This window comes from Streptococcus sp. HMSC072C09 (assembly GCF_001813105.1).
Classification (GTDB): Bacteria; Bacillota; Bacilli; order Lactobacillales; family Streptococcaceae; genus Streptococcus.
Window position 1 is genome coordinate 69684 of record NZ_KV811503.1, and the last position, 17809, is coordinate 87492.

General features: G+C 44.0%; 18 protein-coding genes. 4 read left to right on the plus strand and 14 right to left on the minus strand.

Features of this window, described 5'->3' with window-relative positions:
- Window positions 1-44: 44 nt before the first annotated feature.
- From HMPREF2893_RS08920 to HMPREF2893_RS08960, 9 genes are all read right to left on the minus strand, one after another.
- Window positions 45-455, minus strand: coding sequence for an SP_0198 family lipoprotein (locus HMPREF2893_RS08920; protein ID WP_070675840.1), 411 nt, complete (start codon window positions 453-455; stop codon window positions 45-47).
- Window positions 456-531: 76 nt separating this feature from the next.
- Complete coding sequence (locus HMPREF2893_RS08925; protein ID WP_070675841.1) at window positions 532-1764, minus strand: bifunctional folylpolyglutamate synthase/dihydrofolate synthase; 1233 nt, start codon at window positions 1762-1764, stop codon at window positions 532-534.
- A 207-nt stretch (window positions 1765-1971) separates the two neighbouring features.
- On the minus strand, window positions 1972-2277 hold the full coding sequence (locus HMPREF2893_RS08930) for a DUF1292 domain-containing protein (RefSeq protein WP_003001941.1): 306 nt from the start codon (window positions 2275-2277) through the stop codon (window positions 1972-1974).
- 22 nt (window positions 2278-2299) lie between these two features.
- On the minus strand, window positions 2300-2719 hold the full coding sequence (gene ruvX / locus HMPREF2893_RS08935; protein WP_023919889.1) for a Holliday junction resolvase RuvX: 420 nt from the start codon (window positions 2717-2719) through the stop codon (window positions 2300-2302).
- The gene (locus tag HMPREF2893_RS08940) at window positions 2719-2985 is read right to left on the minus strand and encodes an IreB family regulatory phosphoprotein (RefSeq protein WP_003002070.1); all 267 of its coding nucleotides are present in this window, start codon (window positions 2983-2985) and stop codon (window positions 2719-2721) included. The genes ruvX and HMPREF2893_RS08940 overlap by 1 nt, the downstream gene beginning before the upstream one ends.
- 124 nt (window positions 2986-3109) lie before the next feature.
- Entirely contained in the window at window positions 3110-3706 is a 597-nt protein-coding gene (locus HMPREF2893_RS08945) for an SP0191 family lipoprotein (RefSeq protein WP_031576799.1), read from the minus strand.
- Between the two features lie 135 nt (window positions 3707-3841).
- Window positions 3842-4240: a transcriptional regulator Spx gene (gene spx / locus HMPREF2893_RS08950; RefSeq protein ID WP_003009108.1), complete on the minus strand. Its 399-nt coding sequence runs from the start codon at window positions 4238-4240 to the stop codon at window positions 3842-3844.
- Window positions 4241-4327: 87 nt separating this feature from the next.
- Window positions 4328-5473 (minus strand): recombinase RecA, encoded by a 1146-nt coding sequence (gene recA, locus HMPREF2893_RS08955; RefSeq protein ID WP_024054712.1) that lies wholly within the window; start codon window positions 5471-5473, stop codon window positions 4328-4330.
- Between the two features lie 120 nt (window positions 5474-5593).
- Complete coding sequence (locus HMPREF2893_RS08960) at window positions 5594-6862, minus strand: competence/damage-inducible protein A (protein ID WP_070675842.1); 1269 nt, start codon at window positions 6860-6862, stop codon at window positions 5594-5596.
- A 375-nt stretch (window positions 6863-7237) separates the two neighbouring features.
- Between HMPREF2893_RS08960 and HMPREF2893_RS08965 the strand changes: the two genes are divergently transcribed.
- Entirely contained in the window at window positions 7238-8269 is a 1032-nt protein-coding gene (locus tag HMPREF2893_RS08965) for a S66 family peptidase (protein ID WP_070675844.1), read from the plus strand.
- A gap of 61 nt (window positions 8270-8330) precedes the next feature.
- Here the strand turns inward: HMPREF2893_RS08965 and HMPREF2893_RS08970 are convergent, their stop codons facing one another.
- The 3 genes from HMPREF2893_RS08970 to mutL are packed head-to-tail and all read right to left on the minus strand — an operon-like array spanning window position 8331 to window position 11461.
- Complete coding sequence (locus tag HMPREF2893_RS08970) at window positions 8331-8894, minus strand: DNA-3-methyladenine glycosylase I (RefSeq protein ID WP_070675847.1); 564 nt, start codon at window positions 8892-8894, stop codon at window positions 8331-8333.
- 9 nt (window positions 8895-8903) lie between these two features.
- Window positions 8904-9497: a Holliday junction branch migration protein RuvA gene (gene ruvA, locus HMPREF2893_RS08975; protein ID WP_070675849.1), complete on the minus strand. Its 594-nt coding sequence runs from the start codon at window positions 9495-9497 to the stop codon at window positions 8904-8906.
- A 20-nt stretch (window positions 9498-9517) separates the two neighbouring features.
- On the minus strand, window positions 9518-11461 hold the full coding sequence (gene mutL / locus HMPREF2893_RS08980; protein ID WP_070675851.1) for a DNA mismatch repair endonuclease MutL: 1944 nt from the start codon (window positions 11459-11461) through the stop codon (window positions 9518-9520).
- 248 nt (window positions 11462-11709) lie between these two features.
- Between mutL and HMPREF2893_RS08985 the strand changes: the two genes are divergently transcribed.
- Together HMPREF2893_RS08985 and HMPREF2893_RS08990 are read left to right on the plus strand one after the other, a co-directional pair.
- Window positions 11710-12150 (plus strand): LytTR family DNA-binding domain-containing protein, encoded by a 441-nt coding sequence (locus tag HMPREF2893_RS08985; protein ID WP_021154101.1) that lies wholly within the window; start codon window positions 11710-11712, stop codon window positions 12148-12150.
- The gene (locus HMPREF2893_RS08990; RefSeq protein WP_049503864.1) at window positions 12144-12599 is read left to right on the plus strand and encodes a DUF3021 domain-containing protein; all 456 of its coding nucleotides are present in this window, start codon (window positions 12144-12146) and stop codon (window positions 12597-12599) included. The genes HMPREF2893_RS08985 and HMPREF2893_RS08990 overlap by 7 nt, the downstream gene beginning before the upstream one ends.
- Window positions 12600-12779: 180 nt before the next feature.
- Here the strand turns inward: HMPREF2893_RS08990 and mutS are convergent, their stop codons facing one another.
- Window positions 12780-15329, minus strand: coding sequence for a DNA mismatch repair protein MutS (gene mutS / locus HMPREF2893_RS08995; RefSeq protein WP_070675853.1), 2550 nt, complete (start codon window positions 15327-15329; stop codon window positions 12780-12782).
- Between the two features lie 120 nt (window positions 15330-15449).
- The gene (argR, locus tag HMPREF2893_RS09000) at window positions 15450-15890 is read right to left on the minus strand and encodes an arginine repressor (RefSeq protein ID WP_023919910.1); all 441 of its coding nucleotides are present in this window, start codon (window positions 15888-15890) and stop codon (window positions 15450-15452) included.
- A 104-nt stretch (window positions 15891-15994) separates the two neighbouring features.
- Between argR and argS the strand changes: the two genes are divergently transcribed.
- A complete protein-coding gene (argS, locus tag HMPREF2893_RS09005) occupies window positions 15995-17683 on the plus strand; it encodes an arginine--tRNA ligase (protein WP_070675855.1) in 1689 nt (562 codons plus the stop codon).
- Window positions 17684-17809 lie beyond the last annotated feature (126 nt).

Here is a 17809-nt window from a genome sequence, read left to right on the forward strand (position 1 = left end):
TAACGAATTACCGATTTCTGTCCCACTCTCTCTTGTTTCGTCCCTTATTGCTTGGTCAAAACGATAATCCCTTGATCATCCTCTGCTTGCTCTAGGTCTTCTAGCGACAACTGATCTCCTTCGATCCGATAGCGATAAGGCTCATCCCCGATACGCATGGATTGATTGACCGGATCAATGCTGACCTCTTTGGTCTCTTCTTCTCCATCAGCATCTTGTACCGTAAACGTGCCTTTTCGCCCCGTCACAACTAAGAGAATCGTATTTTCCTCGTCCTGTCCTCGATAACTGCCATCTATGGACACTCCTTCTTTCTGTTCTTCACTCGCCGAAGTCATAGTCTGTGATGAAGTTGACGTCTGTTTGCTCGAAGTCTGTGTTGCTTTTTCTTGCTGGCTACAAGCAGTCAGGAAAAGAGCTACCGCCAAGGTCAGTATAGACATGATTTTTTTCATTAAGATCGACTCCTTTCGCCATAACCGTATACTATCTACCACCAGTATACGCCAAGAAAGTCTTTAGGTCAATTGTTTACCCCTCTAATAAAAATGCCCTTACTTCTGCAATAAAATACAAGGAACCTGTCACAAATAAAACCTCATCTGGATGGCTCTGATCCATAAACTCTTTGATATAGGCCTTGTAGTCAGCCACATAAGGCAGGTCTTGTCGATCACCCTGCGCCACCACTTCACCGTAATGAAAGGTCGTCAAAATCAATTCAGCTTCTGGCAATCCCGCTTGAAGCGTTTGGAGCATCCCACTATAATCTTTTCGTTTGAGAGCACCGAATAAAATCTTCACGCGTTTTCCTGCTAAGCTATTGGCAAACTCAATCAAGCGCAACATAGCATGAGGATTATGAGCGCCATCCAGATACACCTGGTCTCCAAACAACTCTAGACGTCCCGGCCACCGCGTCTCTTGCAAGGCGTGCTTGACCTGATCTATATCCACTTCTTGATCTAGACCTTCCATATAGAGGAGAAAGGCCTCCAGAGCTACTGCAGCATTTTCCCGTTGGTAATCACCCTTCAAGCCCAGAGACGGCAAGACAAGTTCCACACGTTCATTCCAAAAGCGATCCTGCTCTATGCCAAAATCTTTCTGGAAGGCGTGGAGACCCACAGCCAATTGCTCCGCTTTTTCTTGACAAACAGCTATAGCATCATCCGATAAGGGACCCACCACAGCTTTCTTGCCCTTCTTAAAGATTCCTGCCTTTTGCTGGGCGATTTCCGCAATCGTCCCTCCCAGTGTTTCCTGGTGATCCAGGCCAACCGAAGTGATCACTGCGATCTCTCCCGTCACTACATTGGTCGTATCTAGAAGCCCACCGATGCCAACTTCCAACAAGACTACATCCACAGCTTGTTCCTTAAAATACAAGAGGGCCATGAGGCAGATAATCTCAAAATAAGAGAGTTGGTCCTGGGTTTGAAGCAAGGTCTGCTCCATTTGTTGAACTTCTTGACCAATCCGAGTAAAATCTTCATCTGAAATCGGCTGATCCCCAATACAAATCCGATCATGGATACTGATCATATGAGGAGAGGTAAAGGTCCCAACCTTCTTTCCGTGAGCCATCAATAATTGACGCAGAAAGGCGATTGTGGATCCCTTCCCATTGGTTCCTGTCACATGAAGGATCGGGTAAGCCTTATCTGGCCTCCCTAAAAGGCTCACTGCCTGCTCCATACGATCCAGTCCCGATCGAAAATTCAGACCGATCCGACTATTCATCCATTGCTCAATCTTATTCACATCTTCCTCCTAAAAGAAAAAAGCGACAAAACCTCTTCTGACGTTTGCGCTCCTTTCTTTCGTAGTTATTTCTTTCTCATTTTTACAGCAAGTCCATCGGACTTCCTGCTTTTTCTTGTTTCTTGAAGCAGGGCTAAAAACATCCCCCGGACTTACCAACTCTTTCTAGTTTCTAGGAGCTGGGCTAAAAACGTCCCCCGGACGTTTTTACTCCTCCATAAAGCTGTTGAAGACTTCTTCGATCATATCCCATTCTGCATCTGAGTCTTCTGGGATTGGTTGAAGGTCGCCTTCTGTTCCGTCTTCGTTTTCTGTAAATGAATAAGCTTGGATTTCAACTTCGCCGTTTTCATCTTCTTCTGCATTTGCAGGGATCAAAAGGACATAGTTTTTCCCAAATTCTTCTTTGCCATCAATGGTCAAAAGAATTTCAAACAAGGTTTCATTTCCTTGTTCGTCCACCAATGTGATTAATTCACGTTCTTCATGGTCGTGGTTATGATCATGTGCCATACTATTCTTCCTCGTTTTCTTTCTAAAAATTGCGATCTAAATAATTTTGTAAAATAAGCTGCGCCGCTAACTTATCAATAACTTTTTTGCGTTTGCTACGGCTAATATCTGCTTGCTCAATCAACATCCGCTCTGCAGCAACTGTTGTCAACCGTTCATCTTGGTAGTCGACTGGCAACCCAAACTTTTCAGCAATCATTGCGCCATAAGCCTGACTGGCTTCCACACGCGGTCCGCTTGTGTTGTTCATGTTTTTCGGCAAGCCCACAACAAAACGGTCTACCTTGTATTGAGCCACTAATTCGGCCAAGCGCTCCAAACCGAATTCTTTTTTGTCTTCATCGATTTGGATGATTTCAAGACCCTGAGCTGTAAAACCGAGAGGATCACTCACAGCAACCCCGACGGTCTTTGAACCAACATCCAATCCCATAATTCTCATTAGAGGTCTATTCCTTGCCCTTTCAAATAATAACGTACCAATTCTTCCACGATCTCATCTCGTTCATATTTACGAATTTGGTTCCGTGCATTATTATAACGAGGTACATAGGCAGGATCACCACTGAGTACGTATCCTACGATTTGATTAATTGGATTGTAGCCTTTTTCATCCAGCGACAAGTAAACATCTTTCAAGGTCTCGCTAATTTCCTTACGATTTGAATCATCAAGATTAAAACGTACTGTTTCATCTGTAAATCCCACAAGAACACCCTCTTTCCTTAGAATATTACTATTATACCATAATTAAGAGTTTTCCACAACGGACAAGCCCTTGATTTTACGGCTTTTTCAAGCATTTTTGAGCTATTTTAGCTAAACTGTTTTTTTATTTTTGCTCACTCGCTCCAGCATTGATGAGGTTGTCCGCAAATTGACTCGGTGTCAGCTTCAACAACTCTGGTAAGTGATTGTTTTTGAAGTAGGTCATACCTTCAGCCTTCTTCACATCCATCGCTTCAAAGTCATAGGTGATGGTTACCTTGTATTCATTCTCATTTTCCAAGGTCAAATCAGCTGTGAAACCTGGCACTGTCAAAGCTTCTTTAAAGGCATCATCCTTATTAAAGGATTCTCTCAATTGCTTTTGCGCTTCCTCTACTCCAACCTGTTGGATCCCTTTTTTCAACTCCTCATCGGTTGCCGTCACATTGATGGTCTCCAATTTTTTAAAGGTATTCCCCACATAGGTGACGATTTGCGTCTGTTGTGTCCCCTTGTCATCTTTTGGAAAGACAAAGGTTCTAGTGATGACTTTATTTTCTTCAGCTTTTTGCAGGATACTCTTATTATCCTTTTGCAGTTGCTCTGCTTTTGCTTGGATTGCCTTTTGTTCACTTGAATTTGGCGTTTTCGCTTGTTTTTTTTGACCGCATCCAGTCAAACACAAGGCAAGTGCACCCAATAAGAAGATTTTCCTTTTCATTTTCCATTCCTTACTAGTTATTGTTTTCTAAAATATTGTATCATAGATTTGGTAAAATGGCGCAGTAAACTGCTTTCCATTTCGATTTTTAACAAGAAAAAATCAGAAACAAATTGTTTCTGATTTTCAATCGTTTTAAAGAGCTGCACGCATCCGCGCTTCTGCATTTTCTACATTTCGAACTGATCGTGGCAAGAAGGCACGAATATCATCTTCTTTGTAGCCCACTTGGAGACGTTTGTCATCTACCAAGATCGGACTTTTAAGAATACGAGGTGTTTCCATGATGATGTCAATGACTTCATTGACACTCAAGTCTTCAATGTCCACTCCTAGATTTTTAGCGTATCGATTTTTTGAAGAGACAATACTTGCCACTCCATTTTCAGTCTTTGTAAGGATATCCAATAATTCTTCTTTGGTGATCCCTTCCTTACCGAGGTTTTGTTCTTTATAGGTTAGCTGATGAGCGTTGAGCCAAGTCTTTGCTTTTTTACAGCTGGTGCAACTTGACACTGTATAAATTTTAATCATGCCTGCACTCCTTTCGCTACACGATAATACTATCGTATTAAATTATAACACAAAAACCATCAGTCTAGCGACCTATTTTGAAAAAAATTAATCTTCAATTTCAATCGCGTCATCTAAATCTAGAGTTACTTCTTCTACGACAGGAGCTGCTTCTTCAGTTTTATCAAGGGTTTTCACTGCTTCGTCTTCTTCGATCAAACCAAAATGAACCCGAACCTTGTGGTCGATTTCGTCAAAAATTTCTGGGTGGTCAGCCAAGAATTTCTTAGCATTTTCAGATCCTTGACCAATTTTTTCGCCATTATAGGAGTACCACGCACCCGCTTTTTGGATGATATCCAAATCTGTTGCAATCTTCACCAATTCACCTGTACGTGAAATTCCTTCCCCGTACATGATTTCAACCATGGCTTCTTTGAATGGTGGAGCTACCTTGTTCTTCACAACCTTGATCTTGGTTTCCTTACCAACGTTGGTATCTTTTTGGTCCCCAGTCCCCTTGATTTGAGTATTTCCACGAACATCTAGACGGACAGAAGCGTAGAATTTCAGGGCACGACCACCAGGTGTGGTTTCAGGGTTCCCAAACATGACCCCAACTTTTTCACGCAATTGGTTGATAAAGATAGCAATGGTCTTGGTCTTGTTAATAGAAGCTCCAAGCTTACGCATCGCTTGGCTCATCATCCGCGCTTGCAAACCAACGTGGCTATCCCCGATATCGCCATCGATTTCTGCGCGTGGGACCAAGGCCGCAACAGAGTCGATAACGACCAAATCAACGGCACCAGAGTCAATCAATTTACCAGCAATTTCAAGTCCTTGTTCTCCTGAGTCTGGTTGAGACAAGAGGAGTTCATCAATATTAACCCCAAGAGCTGCAGCATAAGATGGGTCCAAGGCATGCTCGGCATCGATAAAGGCAGCAATGCCTCCTTCTTTCTGTGCTTGCGCTACTGCATGGAGGGCAACGGTTGTTTTACCAGATGATTCTGGACCATAGATTTCGATGATCCGACCTTTTGGATAACCACCAGCACCCAAGGCAATATCAAGCGCCAAGGAACCAGAGCTCATGACTTGAACTTTTTGCTCTGCGCGTTCACCCAAACGCATGATGGATCCTTTACCAAAGTCTTTTTCGATTAACTTCAGGGCATCGTTGAGCGCTTTTTCACGCTCGTCTCCAAATTTCTTAGAGATATCATCTAATTTTTTCTGTTTTTTCGCCATTCTTTTCTCCTATGTTTTTGCTATACAGGAAATACATGCAACTCACTGACGTTTTCCGTCCTTTGAAAGGCACATTTCCTATCCATCTTTAGAATTATTCTTCATTTGGCACAAGCTTCATTATACCAAATTTTCACCATTTAATACAGCCAAGCGCACCAAATTAAAGGCATGAAGGACTGCAATTTCGCGGACATCCGCCCGGCTACGTCCGGCGATATTGACTTGGACACTATCCACTCCATTTGGAGTCGCAAGTCCGATAAAGACGGTCCCTGCTGGGTGCCCTTCTAGACTATCTGGCCCCGCAACTCCGGTCAGGCTAACACCATAATCGGATCCTGTTAACTTACGGGCCTGTGAAGCCATGGCTTGAGCTGTAAAATGAGACACCACTCCATGTTGCTCTAACTCTTGAGCTGGAATAGACAACATCTTGCTTTTTTCTTCCAAACTATAGGTGACAAAACCACCCGCGAAGATGCTGGACGCCCCTGAAAAATCTGCCAAAGTCGCTTGGAACAGGCCAGCCGTCAGGCTTTCTGCAGCTGTAATGGTCTTACCAGTCCCTTTCAAGAGATCAAAGGCAACCTTGGCCATCGAATTGTCATCTCCATAACCGTAAAACAACTCTTGCAAGGGTTGATGATCCAGAGTATGACGGGATAAGATTTCCTTTTCTAAGACATCGAGCTTAGCATCCGCTGAGGCTTGATCCTTCGCCTTTGTAGATAGACGCAAGGTTACTTCTCCCGTCTTGGCATAAGGGGCAACCGTCGGATCACTCTGCTTTTCAATGATATCTGCTAGGATCGTAACTAGCTGGCTTTCCCCAATCCCAAAGAAGCGCAAGACTCTTGAAAAAAGCTCTTCCCCTGTTGTCAAATGAGGCACCAATTGTTCATTGACCATGGGTTTTAACTCACTTGGTGGACCAGGTAGAACGACATAGGTCACACCATTGACTTCAATCAAACCTCCAACCGCGAGACCTGTACGGTTTTGAAGGGGGATTGAACCGGCAATCAATTGTGCTTGTCGCTCATTATTGGGCGTCCGGACATAATCAGGGCGACTTGCAAAGAAGTTGTCGAGTTTAGCAAGTGCTGTCGGATCAAAAACCAGTTCTTTCCCTAAAAACTTAGCAAGGGTTTGCTTGGTTAAATCATCCTCTGTTGGCCCAAGTCCACCACATAAAATCACCAAATCACTGCGTTTTGAAGCTGTCTCAATGGTCGAGAAGAGACGACCTTCATTGTCTCCTACCGCCACATGATAATAGACATCAATCCCTAAACTAGCCAATTTTTCAGACAAGAATTGAGCATTGGTGTTCACAATTTGTCCTGTTAGAATTTCCGTTCCAACTGCAATAATTTCCGCCTTCATGGTGCCTCCCACTTATACTATTCGTAATTTTCATTTCATTTTAACACAATTTCCTAAATTATTTAAAAAACAGATTGAAGATAAAGTACATTTTGGACAACTTTCTTCAATCTTTTTCTTTTAGAGTATAAAGTAAAAAACTCTTAGAAATACTATTACATCAGCATTCCTAATAGTTTTAACTATGTGGCAATCAACTTCTAAAGGGCTATTTTCTATTGTTGATAGAGCTTATCTATATTCTGAAGCAACCATATCGAGCGGTTGCTTTTTTCTTCTTTCTTGATCTAAAAGCCTTCTTCTGGCTCTCATTCTTGTTGTTTCCCCTCATTTTTTGTGATACAATAGCATCAATTTTTTCTAGGAGGATGAGATATGGTTTCTACTATCGGTATTATAAGTTTATCTAGTGGGATTATCGGAGAGGACTTTGTCAAGCACGAAGTGGACTTGGGGGTCCAACGACTCAAAGACCTCGGACTCAATCCTATCTTTTTACCTCATTCACTAAAAGGCTTAGACTTTATCAAAGAACATCCCGAAGCTCGTGCGGAGGATTTGATTCAGGCCTTTTCTGATGATAGTATCGACATGATCCTATGCGCCATCGGTGGAAACGATACCTATCGCTTGCTACCTTATCTTTTTGAAAATGACCAACTACAAAAGGTTATCAAACAAAAGATTTTTCTTGGCTTCTCGGATACGACCATGAACCATCTCATGTTGCATAAACTAGGAATCAAGACTTTTTATGGGCAATCCTTTTTTGCAGACATTTGTGAATTAGACAAGGAAATGTTGCCATATAGCCGCCACTACTTTAAAGAATTGATTGAGACTGGAAAAATCTCAGAAATTCGCCCTAGTAACGTTTGGTATGAGGAACGGACTGATTATAGTCCCAAGGCTCTGGGAACACCTCGTGTTAGCCATGCAAATACAGCTTTTGACTTACTACAAGGCAATGCTCAGTTTGAGGGAGAAATCCTCGGTGGTTGTCTTGAGTCTCTCTATGATATTTTTGACAACTCTCTACACGCAGATAGCACAGACCTCTGCCAAAAATACAAACTTTTCCCTGACTTGTCAGACTGGGAAGGAAAGATCCTCTTGCTAGAAACCAGCCAAGAAAAGCCTAATCCTGAAGACTTCAAAAAGATGTTGCGGACTTTGAAGGACACGGGTATATTCGAGGTCATCAGTGGACTCTTGGTCGGAAAACCTATGGATGAAGCTTTCTATGACGACTATAAAGAAGCACTATTGGAGATCATTGATAGCAATATCTCGATTGTCTATAATCTGAATGTCGGACACGCAACTCCAAGAGCAATTGTCCCCTTCGGAGTCCACGCCCATGTAGATGCAACGGAACAAGTCATTCGCTTTGACTATAACAAATAAAGCTGAGAAAAATTTCTCAGCTTTTTTCTATATTCTCAGATACTCTAGTTACCTATACTAACTAACCACCGTTTTTCCATTCACAATCATTCTCATGGTCATCAACCAGGCCTACTGCTTGTAGGAAGGATAAAACTGCGACTGGTCCGGTGAACTTAAAACCACGTTTTTTAAGATCCTTGGCTAGCTTCTCAGAAAGAGCTGTCTTCGCTGGAGCCTGCCGGTAATCTGGAACATCATTGACGATGGTTTTTCCATCGACAAAAGACCAGAGATAGGCATCAAAGGTGCCAAACTCTGCCTGGACTTGTAGAAAGGCTTGAGCATTGGCCCGTGTCGCAAAGATCTTGGCTCGATTGCGGATAATTGCTGGATTATCCATTAAAGCTTCCAACTCCTCATCCGTCATCTCTGCGACGCATTGAAGGTGGTAGCCATGAAAAGATTCTCGGAAAGGCTGCCGTTTATTGAGAACCGTTTCCCAAGATAGACCGGCCTGATAAGTCTCCATACAAAGCAACTCAAAAAGCGCCTGGTCATCGTGGAGGGGTCGTCCCCATTCTTCATCATGATAGGCCACATAGAGAGGATTGTTCATCTTAACCCAGCTACAACGTTTTGGCATCTTCTTCTCCTATTTCACCAACATCTTAAGGGCAGACTTGATGTAGTTCTCAGCAGTATCCGTCGTTCCTTCAAAGAATTTCTTGATTTTCTTGAGTTCCGTTGCCTTGTAGCCCAAAGCCAACATGGCTTCCATAGCTTCTTCAAGGGCTTGGTTTTCTTCTGAAACTTTGGCATTGGTCTGAGCCGGTGCATCTTCTAGATCAAGATTGATCTTACCTTCCAGATCCAAAACCATCTGTTGGGCTGTTTTCTTGCCGATCTTCGGAAACTTGGTCAAGTAAGTGATGTTCTTGCTTTCGATGGCTTGGACAAGGCCTGCATTGTCATCTGCAGCGATAATAGCCAGAGCTGAGACAGGTCCAATCCCAGAGACTGAGATCAAGTTTAAAAAGAGCTGTTTCTCTTCTTCGGTCGCAAAACCATAGAGAAGATGAGCATCTTCCCGAACCACCTGGTGCAGATAGACTTGCACCTCTTGATTCATTTTTCCAGAGTAGGCATAAGGATTGGCCACATGCAAGAGATAGCCGATCCCAGCTGTTTCTACCACAATGTATTTAGCGGTGATTTTTGTTAAGATTCCTTTAATGTATTCGTACATAATCTTCCTTTATTGTTTGTTTAATACTTGCCCAATTCCCGTAAACTGGTGTGATTTTCCTGAATGCGTCGGAACATCTTTTCCATATCCGACTTGGTAAAGTTAACCAAGACAGGACGGCCATGAGGGCAGTTATAAGGGTTATCACATTGGGATAGTTGGTAGATCAGATCGCGTGCAGAGTAATCATCCAGCGTGTGGTTGGCCTTGATGGAGCGTTTGCAGGACATCATGATAGCCAACTCCGCCCGGTATTTCTTGATAGACACTTCCTTGGTCAAGAGGAGCATGTCACACATCTCATAGATGCCCGACTCAATCTCTTCTTCCTTCATCCAGATCGGATGCTCCCGCAAGATCAACTGGTTGGCTCCGTACTCTTCAAGATAAACTCCCACTTCCTCTAGGAGGTGTTTGCGCTGTTGCAAGCGGATCAGATCGTCTGCAGGGAACTCAAAGATATAAGGAACCAGCAGTTGTTGCTGACTGCCGTCTACGTCCCCGATGCTCTCCCGGTATTCTTCGTATTTGACCCGCTCTTGGGCCGCGTGCTGGTCAATGATATAAAGGCCTCCATTGCCTTGGGCAAAGAGATAGGTTCCATGCATCTGACCAAAATATTCCAACTCTGGGAAGGTCGAATGTTCTTCCCCATCCAACTTATCATAGGCCTTGTCTAGACTAGCCAGATCCAACTCTGGGTGGTCCAGTTCATCATAAACCGCAGTCTTTCTTTCCGCAAACTTGATCGCGCTTGTTGGTTTTTCTGCTGGGTTTTCTTGACTTGTAGAATCAGCAGTTACCTCATCTGTCAGAGGCCGTTGAGGATCTGCCACCTCTGGTCGAAGCTTGAAATCTTGACTCTCTCGGTCATAATAGAGGCGGTTTTCTTTTAAAGGCAGGGTCGTCTGTACTGGCTTTTCTGTTCGACGAATAGTCGACTTGGCTAGATTTTCTAGAGCATCCGGAATCAGGTCCTGCTCTTTCAAAGCGTTCGCAATCGCCTGGGAGATCAAGGCCATTAGTTCTCGTTCTTTGGAGATGCGAACCTCTTGCTTAGTGGGGTGAACATTGACATCCGCTAAGTAAGGATCGATCTTGATATTAATGATCGCGAGTGGAAAGCGGCCCACCATGAGTTTACTGCCGTAGCCGTCTAAAATAGCTCGATTGAGCAAGAAATTCTTGATGTAACGGCCGTTGATAAAGAGACTGATGTAATTGCGATTTGCACGAGTCAATTCAGGCAAAGACACAAAGCCCGTCACTTCAAAATCTAGGTCGCGATTTTCAATAGCCACCATCTTCTTGGCAGACGCGAGGCCATAGACACCCGCAATCGCTTGCCGGAGATTACCAGTCCCAGCTGTTTTGGTCATTTCTTTTCCATCATTGATCAAGGTAAAGGCAATCTCAGGATGGGCCAAGCTCAAGCGATTGAGAATATCCACGATATGGGACAACTCTGCCTGCTGGCTCTTTAAATACTTGAGACGAGCAGGGGTATTAAAAAAGAGATCTTCCACTGTGATCTTGGTCCCGACAGGGCTTGTCGCTGGCTCCACTTCCTCAATTTCGCCACCCTTTGCGACCAATTTGGTCCCGTGGGCAGCTCCTTCTTGCGCCGTTAGAAGGGTTAGAATACTGACAGAAGCAATGGAAGGCATGGCCTCACCACGAAAACCAAGCGTTCGAATACGAAAGAGATCCGCTTGACTCTTGATCTTACTGGTCGCATGTCGACGGAGGGCCAAAGCGACCTCATCGTGCGCAATTCCTTCCCCATTGTCTGTGATTCGAATCGACTTCAATCCTGCTTCTTCGATTTCAACAACGATCTGGCTAGCCCCAGCATCGATCGAGTTTTCAACCAATTCCTTGACCACGCTAGCAGGTCGTTCAATTACTTCACCTGCCGCAATCTGATTGGCGAGGACTTCTGGCAATTCAATAATCTGTGTCATGTCTGCTCCTTTACCTATTTTTTCACCGATACATGTAGCTCTATTATACCACAGATCCACAGGAGTCCCTTTCTTAAAAAATATAGTCTGACCCCATCTTCTTCCTTAAAAACCGTATAGGCAAAGAAAACGACCACATAGACAAATCCCCTTGTCTTCCCTTTGGAAAAAGTGTTTAATAGTAGTGTAAAGAAGGAGCCGGGCTAGCAGGCCAACCGACTTTACCCAAAGGAGGGAGAAACGATCTTATGAAAGTTGAAGTACAAATTGATTCCCACTTCCAAGAAGAAGCGGTGATGATCACAGCACCTGCACTGTCTGCGCGTGTAGAGAAAATTCGTGACTTTGTGGAAGAATTGGATCAAAAAGGGCGCTTACGTGCTAAAAAGGATGGGGAAGCTTACCTGATCGAAAGCCAGCTATTCCAACGTTTTTACATTGAAAATCGGCAAGTAATTGGTGAGACCATGACAGATCAATTTATTCTGACTGGGCCACTCTATCAGTTATCTGAAGACTTACCGACCTGCTTTCTCAAAATTTCCCAATCTGAAATTATCAACACAAAAGAAATCGATCACCTGCACTTTACCAGTGGAGGATCGGTGCAAATCTATCTTAAAAACGGGAGTCTGACCTACTCCTCCCGTCGTTACTTGAAAGCCATTAAGGAGAAATTATCATGCTAAAACAATCTTTTTCTGACGCCCTAAAAGGCATTTTCATCGGGCTCATCCTATCCATCTTCTTTTCCTATCTCTTCTCACCTGAGTTGTACCTTCCCTTAAGTCCCAACTCTGCAGTCGGCCGCTGGATGTTCTTGCATCATGTTCACGGCTCACTGGTCATGCTCTATTGTGCTCTCGTTTGGGGTGCAATTGGGGTCCTCTTTAGCTTCGGAAGTCTCCTCTTTCAAAAAGACTGGAGCCTCTTACGGGCTACTCTGAGCCATTACCTACTCATGTTACTTGGGTTTATCCCTCTGGCTACTTTGGCCGGCTGGTTTCCAGCACGACTCGGATTTTACCTCTCGCTCATTGTCGAATTCACCCTCGTTTACGTGATCATCTGGTTGGTCTCCCATCATTTTTATAAAAAACAAGTTCAAGAAATCAATCAAAGCATTGCTAACCACTAAAAGAAAAAAGACTGGGCAAAAACTGTCCAGTCTTCGATGTTTAATAGGCATACCTGTATGACGCAGTGGTTGATTGGTATCTTTGTTCGCTTATTAAGCTCCAAAGATGACCTAATCAACTGTGCGGGGGTGGGAAAACGAACTCTTTTTATCCAGTCAGAGTTCTTTCCCACTCCCTTTTTACAATTTCTTTTTCAATTCGGCGACTGCCATCATGACTTCCATCGGAGTCATATTGTAGAGATCCAGATTCTTCAATTCTGTGATCACTGTACTTTCTGTTTCTTCCTCAAAGAGGGACATTTGTTCAGCAACCTGCGAAGACACTTCCTTTTTAGGAGTTGCATCCGCAAGCGGTACTTGCTGGGCTTGTCCTTCGAGCTTGGTCAAAATCGCATCCGCCCGCTTCAGCAATTCTTCTGGCAAACCAGCGATCTTGGCAACGTGAATCCCATAGGATTTATCTGCTGGGCCGGGTTCAATCTTGTGCAAGAAGGTAACCTGACCATCTCGCTCCAAGGTCGCAACATGGACATTTTCCAAACGGGTCAAAGTCTCTGAGAGAGCCGTCAACTCATGGTAATGGGTCGCAAACAAGGTTTTGGCACCAGTACGATCGTGGATGTATTCGATGATGGATTGAGCGAGGGCCATCCCATCATAGGTCGCTGTTCCCCGTCCCAACTCATCAAACAAAATCAAGGACTGGGGCGTTGCCTTGCGAATGGCGTGATTGGCTTCCATCATTTCCACCATAAAGGTAGACTGACCCGATACCAGGTCATCAGCAGCTCCGATTCGGGTATAAATCGCATCAAAGATTGGCAACTCGGCCCTTTGCACTGGAACATAAGAGCCAATTTGGGCAAGAATCACAATGATCGCCAATTGGCGCATATAGGTAGACTTCCCGCTCATATTTGGCCCCGTAATCAGCTGAATATCCCGTTCTTCATCCATAAAGATGCTATTCGGAATATAGGACTGGGCTCCCATGACTTTCTCGACAACTGGATGGCGACCTTTGTCGATTTCAATTCGTCGCTCTTCATGAAAAAGGGGGCGATTCAACTGTTGCGACTCAGCAACACTGGCCAAACTTTGTAAAACATCAACCGTTGCAATCGCCTGAGCCAACTGTTGCAAACGCTGGATATATTTGCCAACTTCTTCACGAATCCGCATAAAAATCGTATATTCAAGATTAGCAGACTTCTCACGCGCCTCAAGCATATCTCCTTCGATACGTGCCAATTCCTCCGTACCAAAGCGTTCTGAATTTTTCAAGGTCGCCTTGCGGAAAAAGTGAGCAGGAACGTGACTCAATTGAGAATTGGTGACATGGAAATAGTAGCCATCCTTCTTGTTGTAATCGATTTTTAGACCTGTAATGCCGCTGGCTTCGCGCTCCTTGGCCTCAATCTCAGCAATCCAACCAGTACCATCCCGAAGAACGACACGGTACTGGTCCAATTGCTCGTCAAACCCAGTTCGGATGATATTTCCCTCCGTAATAACAGCAGACGCTTCCGGAGCAATAGCTGAGGTAATCAAGCGGTGCAACTCAGGAAGTTCATCCAAGCGTGCAATCAAGACATCTAAGACTGGATCACCAATCCCCAGTAGAATCGACTTGATCGTCGGCACATGCCCCAGAGTATCTCCTAGCTGCAAGAGATCCTTAGGGTTGATCTTGCCAAAGGAAACCCGACTCGCTAAGCGTTCAATGTCATAGACCCCTTTGAGGCTGTCGGTCAAATCGCTCCGTTCAAAGAAATGATCCATAAAGACCTGAATGATGTCCTGGCGCTCTCGAATCCGTTTCAAATCGACTAAGGGCTTCTGAATCCAGGACCGCAACAAACGACCGCCCATGGCCGTCTTGGTTTCATCCAAATACCAATACAAGCTACCATGTTTCTTCCCAGTTCGCGCATTCTCTGTCAAATCAAGACTAGCCTTGGTCGCAAAGTCCATCTGCAAGAAATCGCAAATCTCATAATGATGGGCTTTTTTGAGGTGGCTCAATTCCCGCATTTGTGTCTGGTGGACATACTGGAGAAGTTTTCCAGCCGTTTTCTTTTCTAGCTCACTCAACTGATCCCCTAAGAGTTGAACATCGTCGAGCGCCGTCTCTACATGTGACAACAAGAGATTCATCTGGCTAACAAACACACGCTCTTCCTGTTCTGGCAGCTCGTAACCCAGGACCACCTCACGCGCACGTAAATTGCGGATTTCTCCACAAACCATGCTAAAGTCATTGAGAGTCGTCACCTGAAACTCCCCTGTCACCAGATCCATATAGGCTAGCCCATACTCATTTCCTGAACGATCCAAAGCAACCAGGAAGTTGTTCTCACTATCTGGCTTGGTCGAATCCACCACTGTACCCGGCGTAATCACCTGTACGACTTCCCGCTTAACGACCCCCTTAGCTTCTTTGGGGTCTTCCATTTGTTCTGCAATCGCGACCTTATAGCCCTGTTCAATGAGAACATCAATATACTGCTGGGCCGAGTGATAGGGAACACCCGCCATAGGGATCGGATTCTCTGCATTTTTATTCCGTGAGGTTAAGGAAATCTCTAAAATTTGAGCTGCATTCACTGCATCTTCATAAAATAATTCGTAAAAATCTCCCATTCGAAACAGCAAAAAGGCATCCGGATAGTCTTTTTTGATATCTAGATACTGCTGCATTCCAGGGGATATTTTTTCTACTGTCATACTTCTTTATTCCTTACTCTTGCATCATTTTCTGACACAAGCTCCATAGATGAAAACAGGAGTAGATAGCTCACTATCTTCCTCCTTTTGACATCTCTCTTTCTCTCCAACGGGGCTTGACTACTGCATCATCCCTAAAATTTCATTTTGAATTTCAATAGCCGCCTCTTGGTCACGGCAGACAATCAAGAGGGTATTGGCCCCTGCTACTGTTCCCAAAATACGCTCATCTGACATTTCATCTACACCATTGGCCAAGAGAGCTGCTTCTCCTAGCTCTGTCCGCAAGACCAAGGTGAATTCCGCTCGTGAGACAGACTTGGCGTGGCTGGACAACATAATATAAATCTCCGCCACCTCAGGCTCATTTGGCAAAATATAATACAACTGGTCTTTTCGTTTCACCTTGACTAGACCCAGATCGCGCAAATCTCGTGACAGAGTTGTTTGCGTTACAGCAATTCCTTTTGCTTCTAATCGATCCTGAATCTCTTTTTGAGTCGACAATTTTTCATTTCGAATCATTTGTTGAATCAAAAGGTGACGTTCTGTCTTTTTCATTGGACCTCCACTTTTGAATAAATATACTTTAAATTATACCAAAAAAATTGAAAATTCGCTCAGAATTGTGTTAAAATAATAGTTAAAAGGACTAAGGAGCTAATATGAACAATAAAGAACTCATTGCTAGTGAATTGGCCAAAGTGATTGACTCTCTTGACCAAGATGCTATTTTAAATTTGCTTGAACAACCAAAATCATCTGATCTTGGTGACATTGCTTTTCCAGCCTTCTCACTTGCAAAAGTGGAACGCAAGGCTCCTCAAGCAATCGCTGCAGATATTGCTGAAAAGATCAACCAAAGCGCCTTCGAAAAAGTTGTTGCAACTGGACCTTACGTGAACTTCTTCTTAGACAAATCTAAGATCTCTGATCAGGTGATCAAATCCGTCATCGAAGCAGGGGCAGACTACGGTAAACAAGACGAAGGTCATGGCCAAAACATTACCATCGACCTTTCAAGTCCAAATATCGCAAAACCATTCTCAGTTGGTCACTTGCGCTCAACCGTTATCGGGGATGCTCTTTCAAACATCTTCCGCAAAATGGGCTACAACACGATTAAAATCAACCACTTGGGAGACTGGGGTAAACAGTTCGGTCTCTTGATGGTAGCCTACAAAAAATGGGGTAGTAAGGAAGCTGTCGAAGCCAACCCAATCGATGAATTGCTAAAACTTTACGTTCGGATCAACGCTGAAATCGAAAACGATCCTGAGCTTGATGATGAAGGACGTCTCTGGTTCAAGAAACTGGAAGATGGAGATCCAGAAGCGACTGAGTTGTGGCAATGGTTCCGTGACGAAAGCTTGGTAGAATTCAACCGTATCTACAAACTCCTCGGTGTTGAATTTGACAGCTTAAACGGAGAAGCTTTCTACAATGACAAGATGGATGAAGCTGTCCAAATTCTTGAAGACAAAGGCTTGTTGAAAGAGTCTAAGGGAGCTAGCATCGTTGAGCTCGATGATGTCAACCTTCCACCGGCTATGATTAAGAAATCAGACGGTGCCACTCTTTATATCACTCGTGATATCGCAACCGCTATCTACCGTGCACGGACTTACAACTTTGTGAAAAACATCTATGCTGTAGGTCAAGAACAATCTAACCACTTCCGTCAATTGAAAGCTGTTTTGAAGAAAATGGGATTTGACTGGAGCGATGATATGGTTCACGTTGACTTTGGTTTGGTGACAAAAAACCGCCAAAAATTGTCAACTCGTAAAGGAAATATCATCCTGCTCGAACCAACTCTTCAAGAAGCCATCTCTCGTGCCAAAGCTCAGATCGAAGAAAAGAATCCTGAACTTGAAAACAAGGAAGAAGTGGCACATGCAGTCGGTGTTGGTGCGGTTAAATTCTACGACTTGAAGACAGACCGCCGCAATGGGTATGACTTCGACCTCGAAGCCATGGTATCCTTCGAAGGAGAAACTGGACCTTACGTTCAATACGCTTACGCTCGTATCCAATCAATCCTTCGTAAAGCCAACTTCACACCATCTACAGATGCGACTTACAGCTTGAGCGACCCAGAAAGCTGGGAAATCATCAAGCTTCTCCAAGACTTCTCTCGTGTTGTCAAACGTGCCGCTGAAAACTATGATCCATCCTTGATCGCAAAATATGCTATCAACTTGGCTCAAGCCTTCAACAAATACTATGCACACACTCGTATCTTGGATGAAAGCCCAGAACGCGAAAGCCGTCTTGCTCTTAGCTACTCAACTGCAGTAGTCTTAAAAGAAGCCCTTCGCTTACTTGGTGTCGATGCCCCTGAGAAAATGTAATTTCTTATCTAATGATTGATAAGTAGAACATCTCATATGGGAGTGAGAGGAGAAACTAAATGCGATTCAATTTAGTTCTTTCTCACTCCTTTTGTCATGCCTAATGCCCTTCATTCTCTACATTTT

Excerpts from the sequence above, each read along its gene's own strand:
- HMPREF2893_RS08920 (WP_070675840.1), bottom strand. The coding sequence starts at position 455 with ATGAAAAAAATCATGTCTATACTGACCTTGGCGGTAGCTCTTTTCCTG.
- HMPREF2893_RS08930 (WP_003001941.1), bottom strand. The coding sequence starts at position 2,277 with ATGGCACATGATCATAACCACGACCATGAAGAACGTGAATTAATCACA.
- ruvX (WP_023919889.1), bottom strand. The coding sequence starts at position 2,719 with ATGAGAATTATGGGATTGGATGTTGGTTCAAAGACCGTCGGGGTTGCT.
- HMPREF2893_RS08945 (WP_031576799.1), bottom strand. The coding sequence starts at position 3,706 with ATGAAAAGGAAAATCTTCTTATTGGGTGCACTTGCCTTGTGTTTGACT.
- spx (WP_003009108.1), bottom strand. The coding sequence starts at position 4,240 with ATGATTAAAATTTATACAGTGTCAAGTTGCACCAGCTGTAAAAAAGCA.
- recA (WP_024054712.1), bottom strand. The coding sequence starts at position 5,473 with ATGGCGAAAAAACAGAAAAAATTAGATGATATCTCTAAGAAATTTGGA.
- HMPREF2893_RS08960 (WP_070675842.1), bottom strand. The coding sequence starts at position 6,862 with ATGAAGGCGGAAATTATTGCAGTTGGAACGGAAATTCTAACAGGACAA.
- HMPREF2893_RS08965 (WP_070675844.1), top strand. The coding sequence starts at position 7,238 with ATGGTTTCTACTATCGGTATTATAAGTTTATCTAGTGGGATTATCGGA.
- HMPREF2893_RS08970 (WP_070675847.1), bottom strand. The coding sequence starts at position 8,894 with ATGCCAAAACGTTGTAGCTGGGTTAAGATGAACAATCCTCTCTATGTG.
- ruvA (WP_070675849.1), bottom strand. The coding sequence starts at position 9,497 with ATGTACGAATACATTAAAGGAATCTTAACAAAAATCACCGCTAAATAC.
- mutL (WP_070675851.1), bottom strand. The coding sequence starts at position 11,461 with ATGACACAGATTATTGAATTGCCAGAAGTCCTCGCCAATCAGATTGCG.
- HMPREF2893_RS08985 (WP_021154101.1), top strand. The coding sequence starts at position 11,710 with ATGAAAGTTGAAGTACAAATTGATTCCCACTTCCAAGAAGAAGCGGTG.
- HMPREF2893_RS08990 (WP_049503864.1), top strand. The coding sequence starts at position 12,144 with ATGCTAAAACAATCTTTTTCTGACGCCCTAAAAGGCATTTTCATCGGG.
- mutS (WP_070675853.1), bottom strand. The coding sequence starts at position 15,329 with ATGACAGTAGAAAAAATATCCCCTGGAATGCAGCAGTATCTAGATATC.
- argR (WP_023919910.1), bottom strand. The coding sequence starts at position 15,890 with ATGAAAAAGACAGAACGTCACCTTTTGATTCAACAAATGATTCGAAAT.
- argS (WP_070675855.1), top strand. The coding sequence starts at position 15,995 with ATGAACAATAAAGAACTCATTGCTAGTGAATTGGCCAAAGTGATTGAC.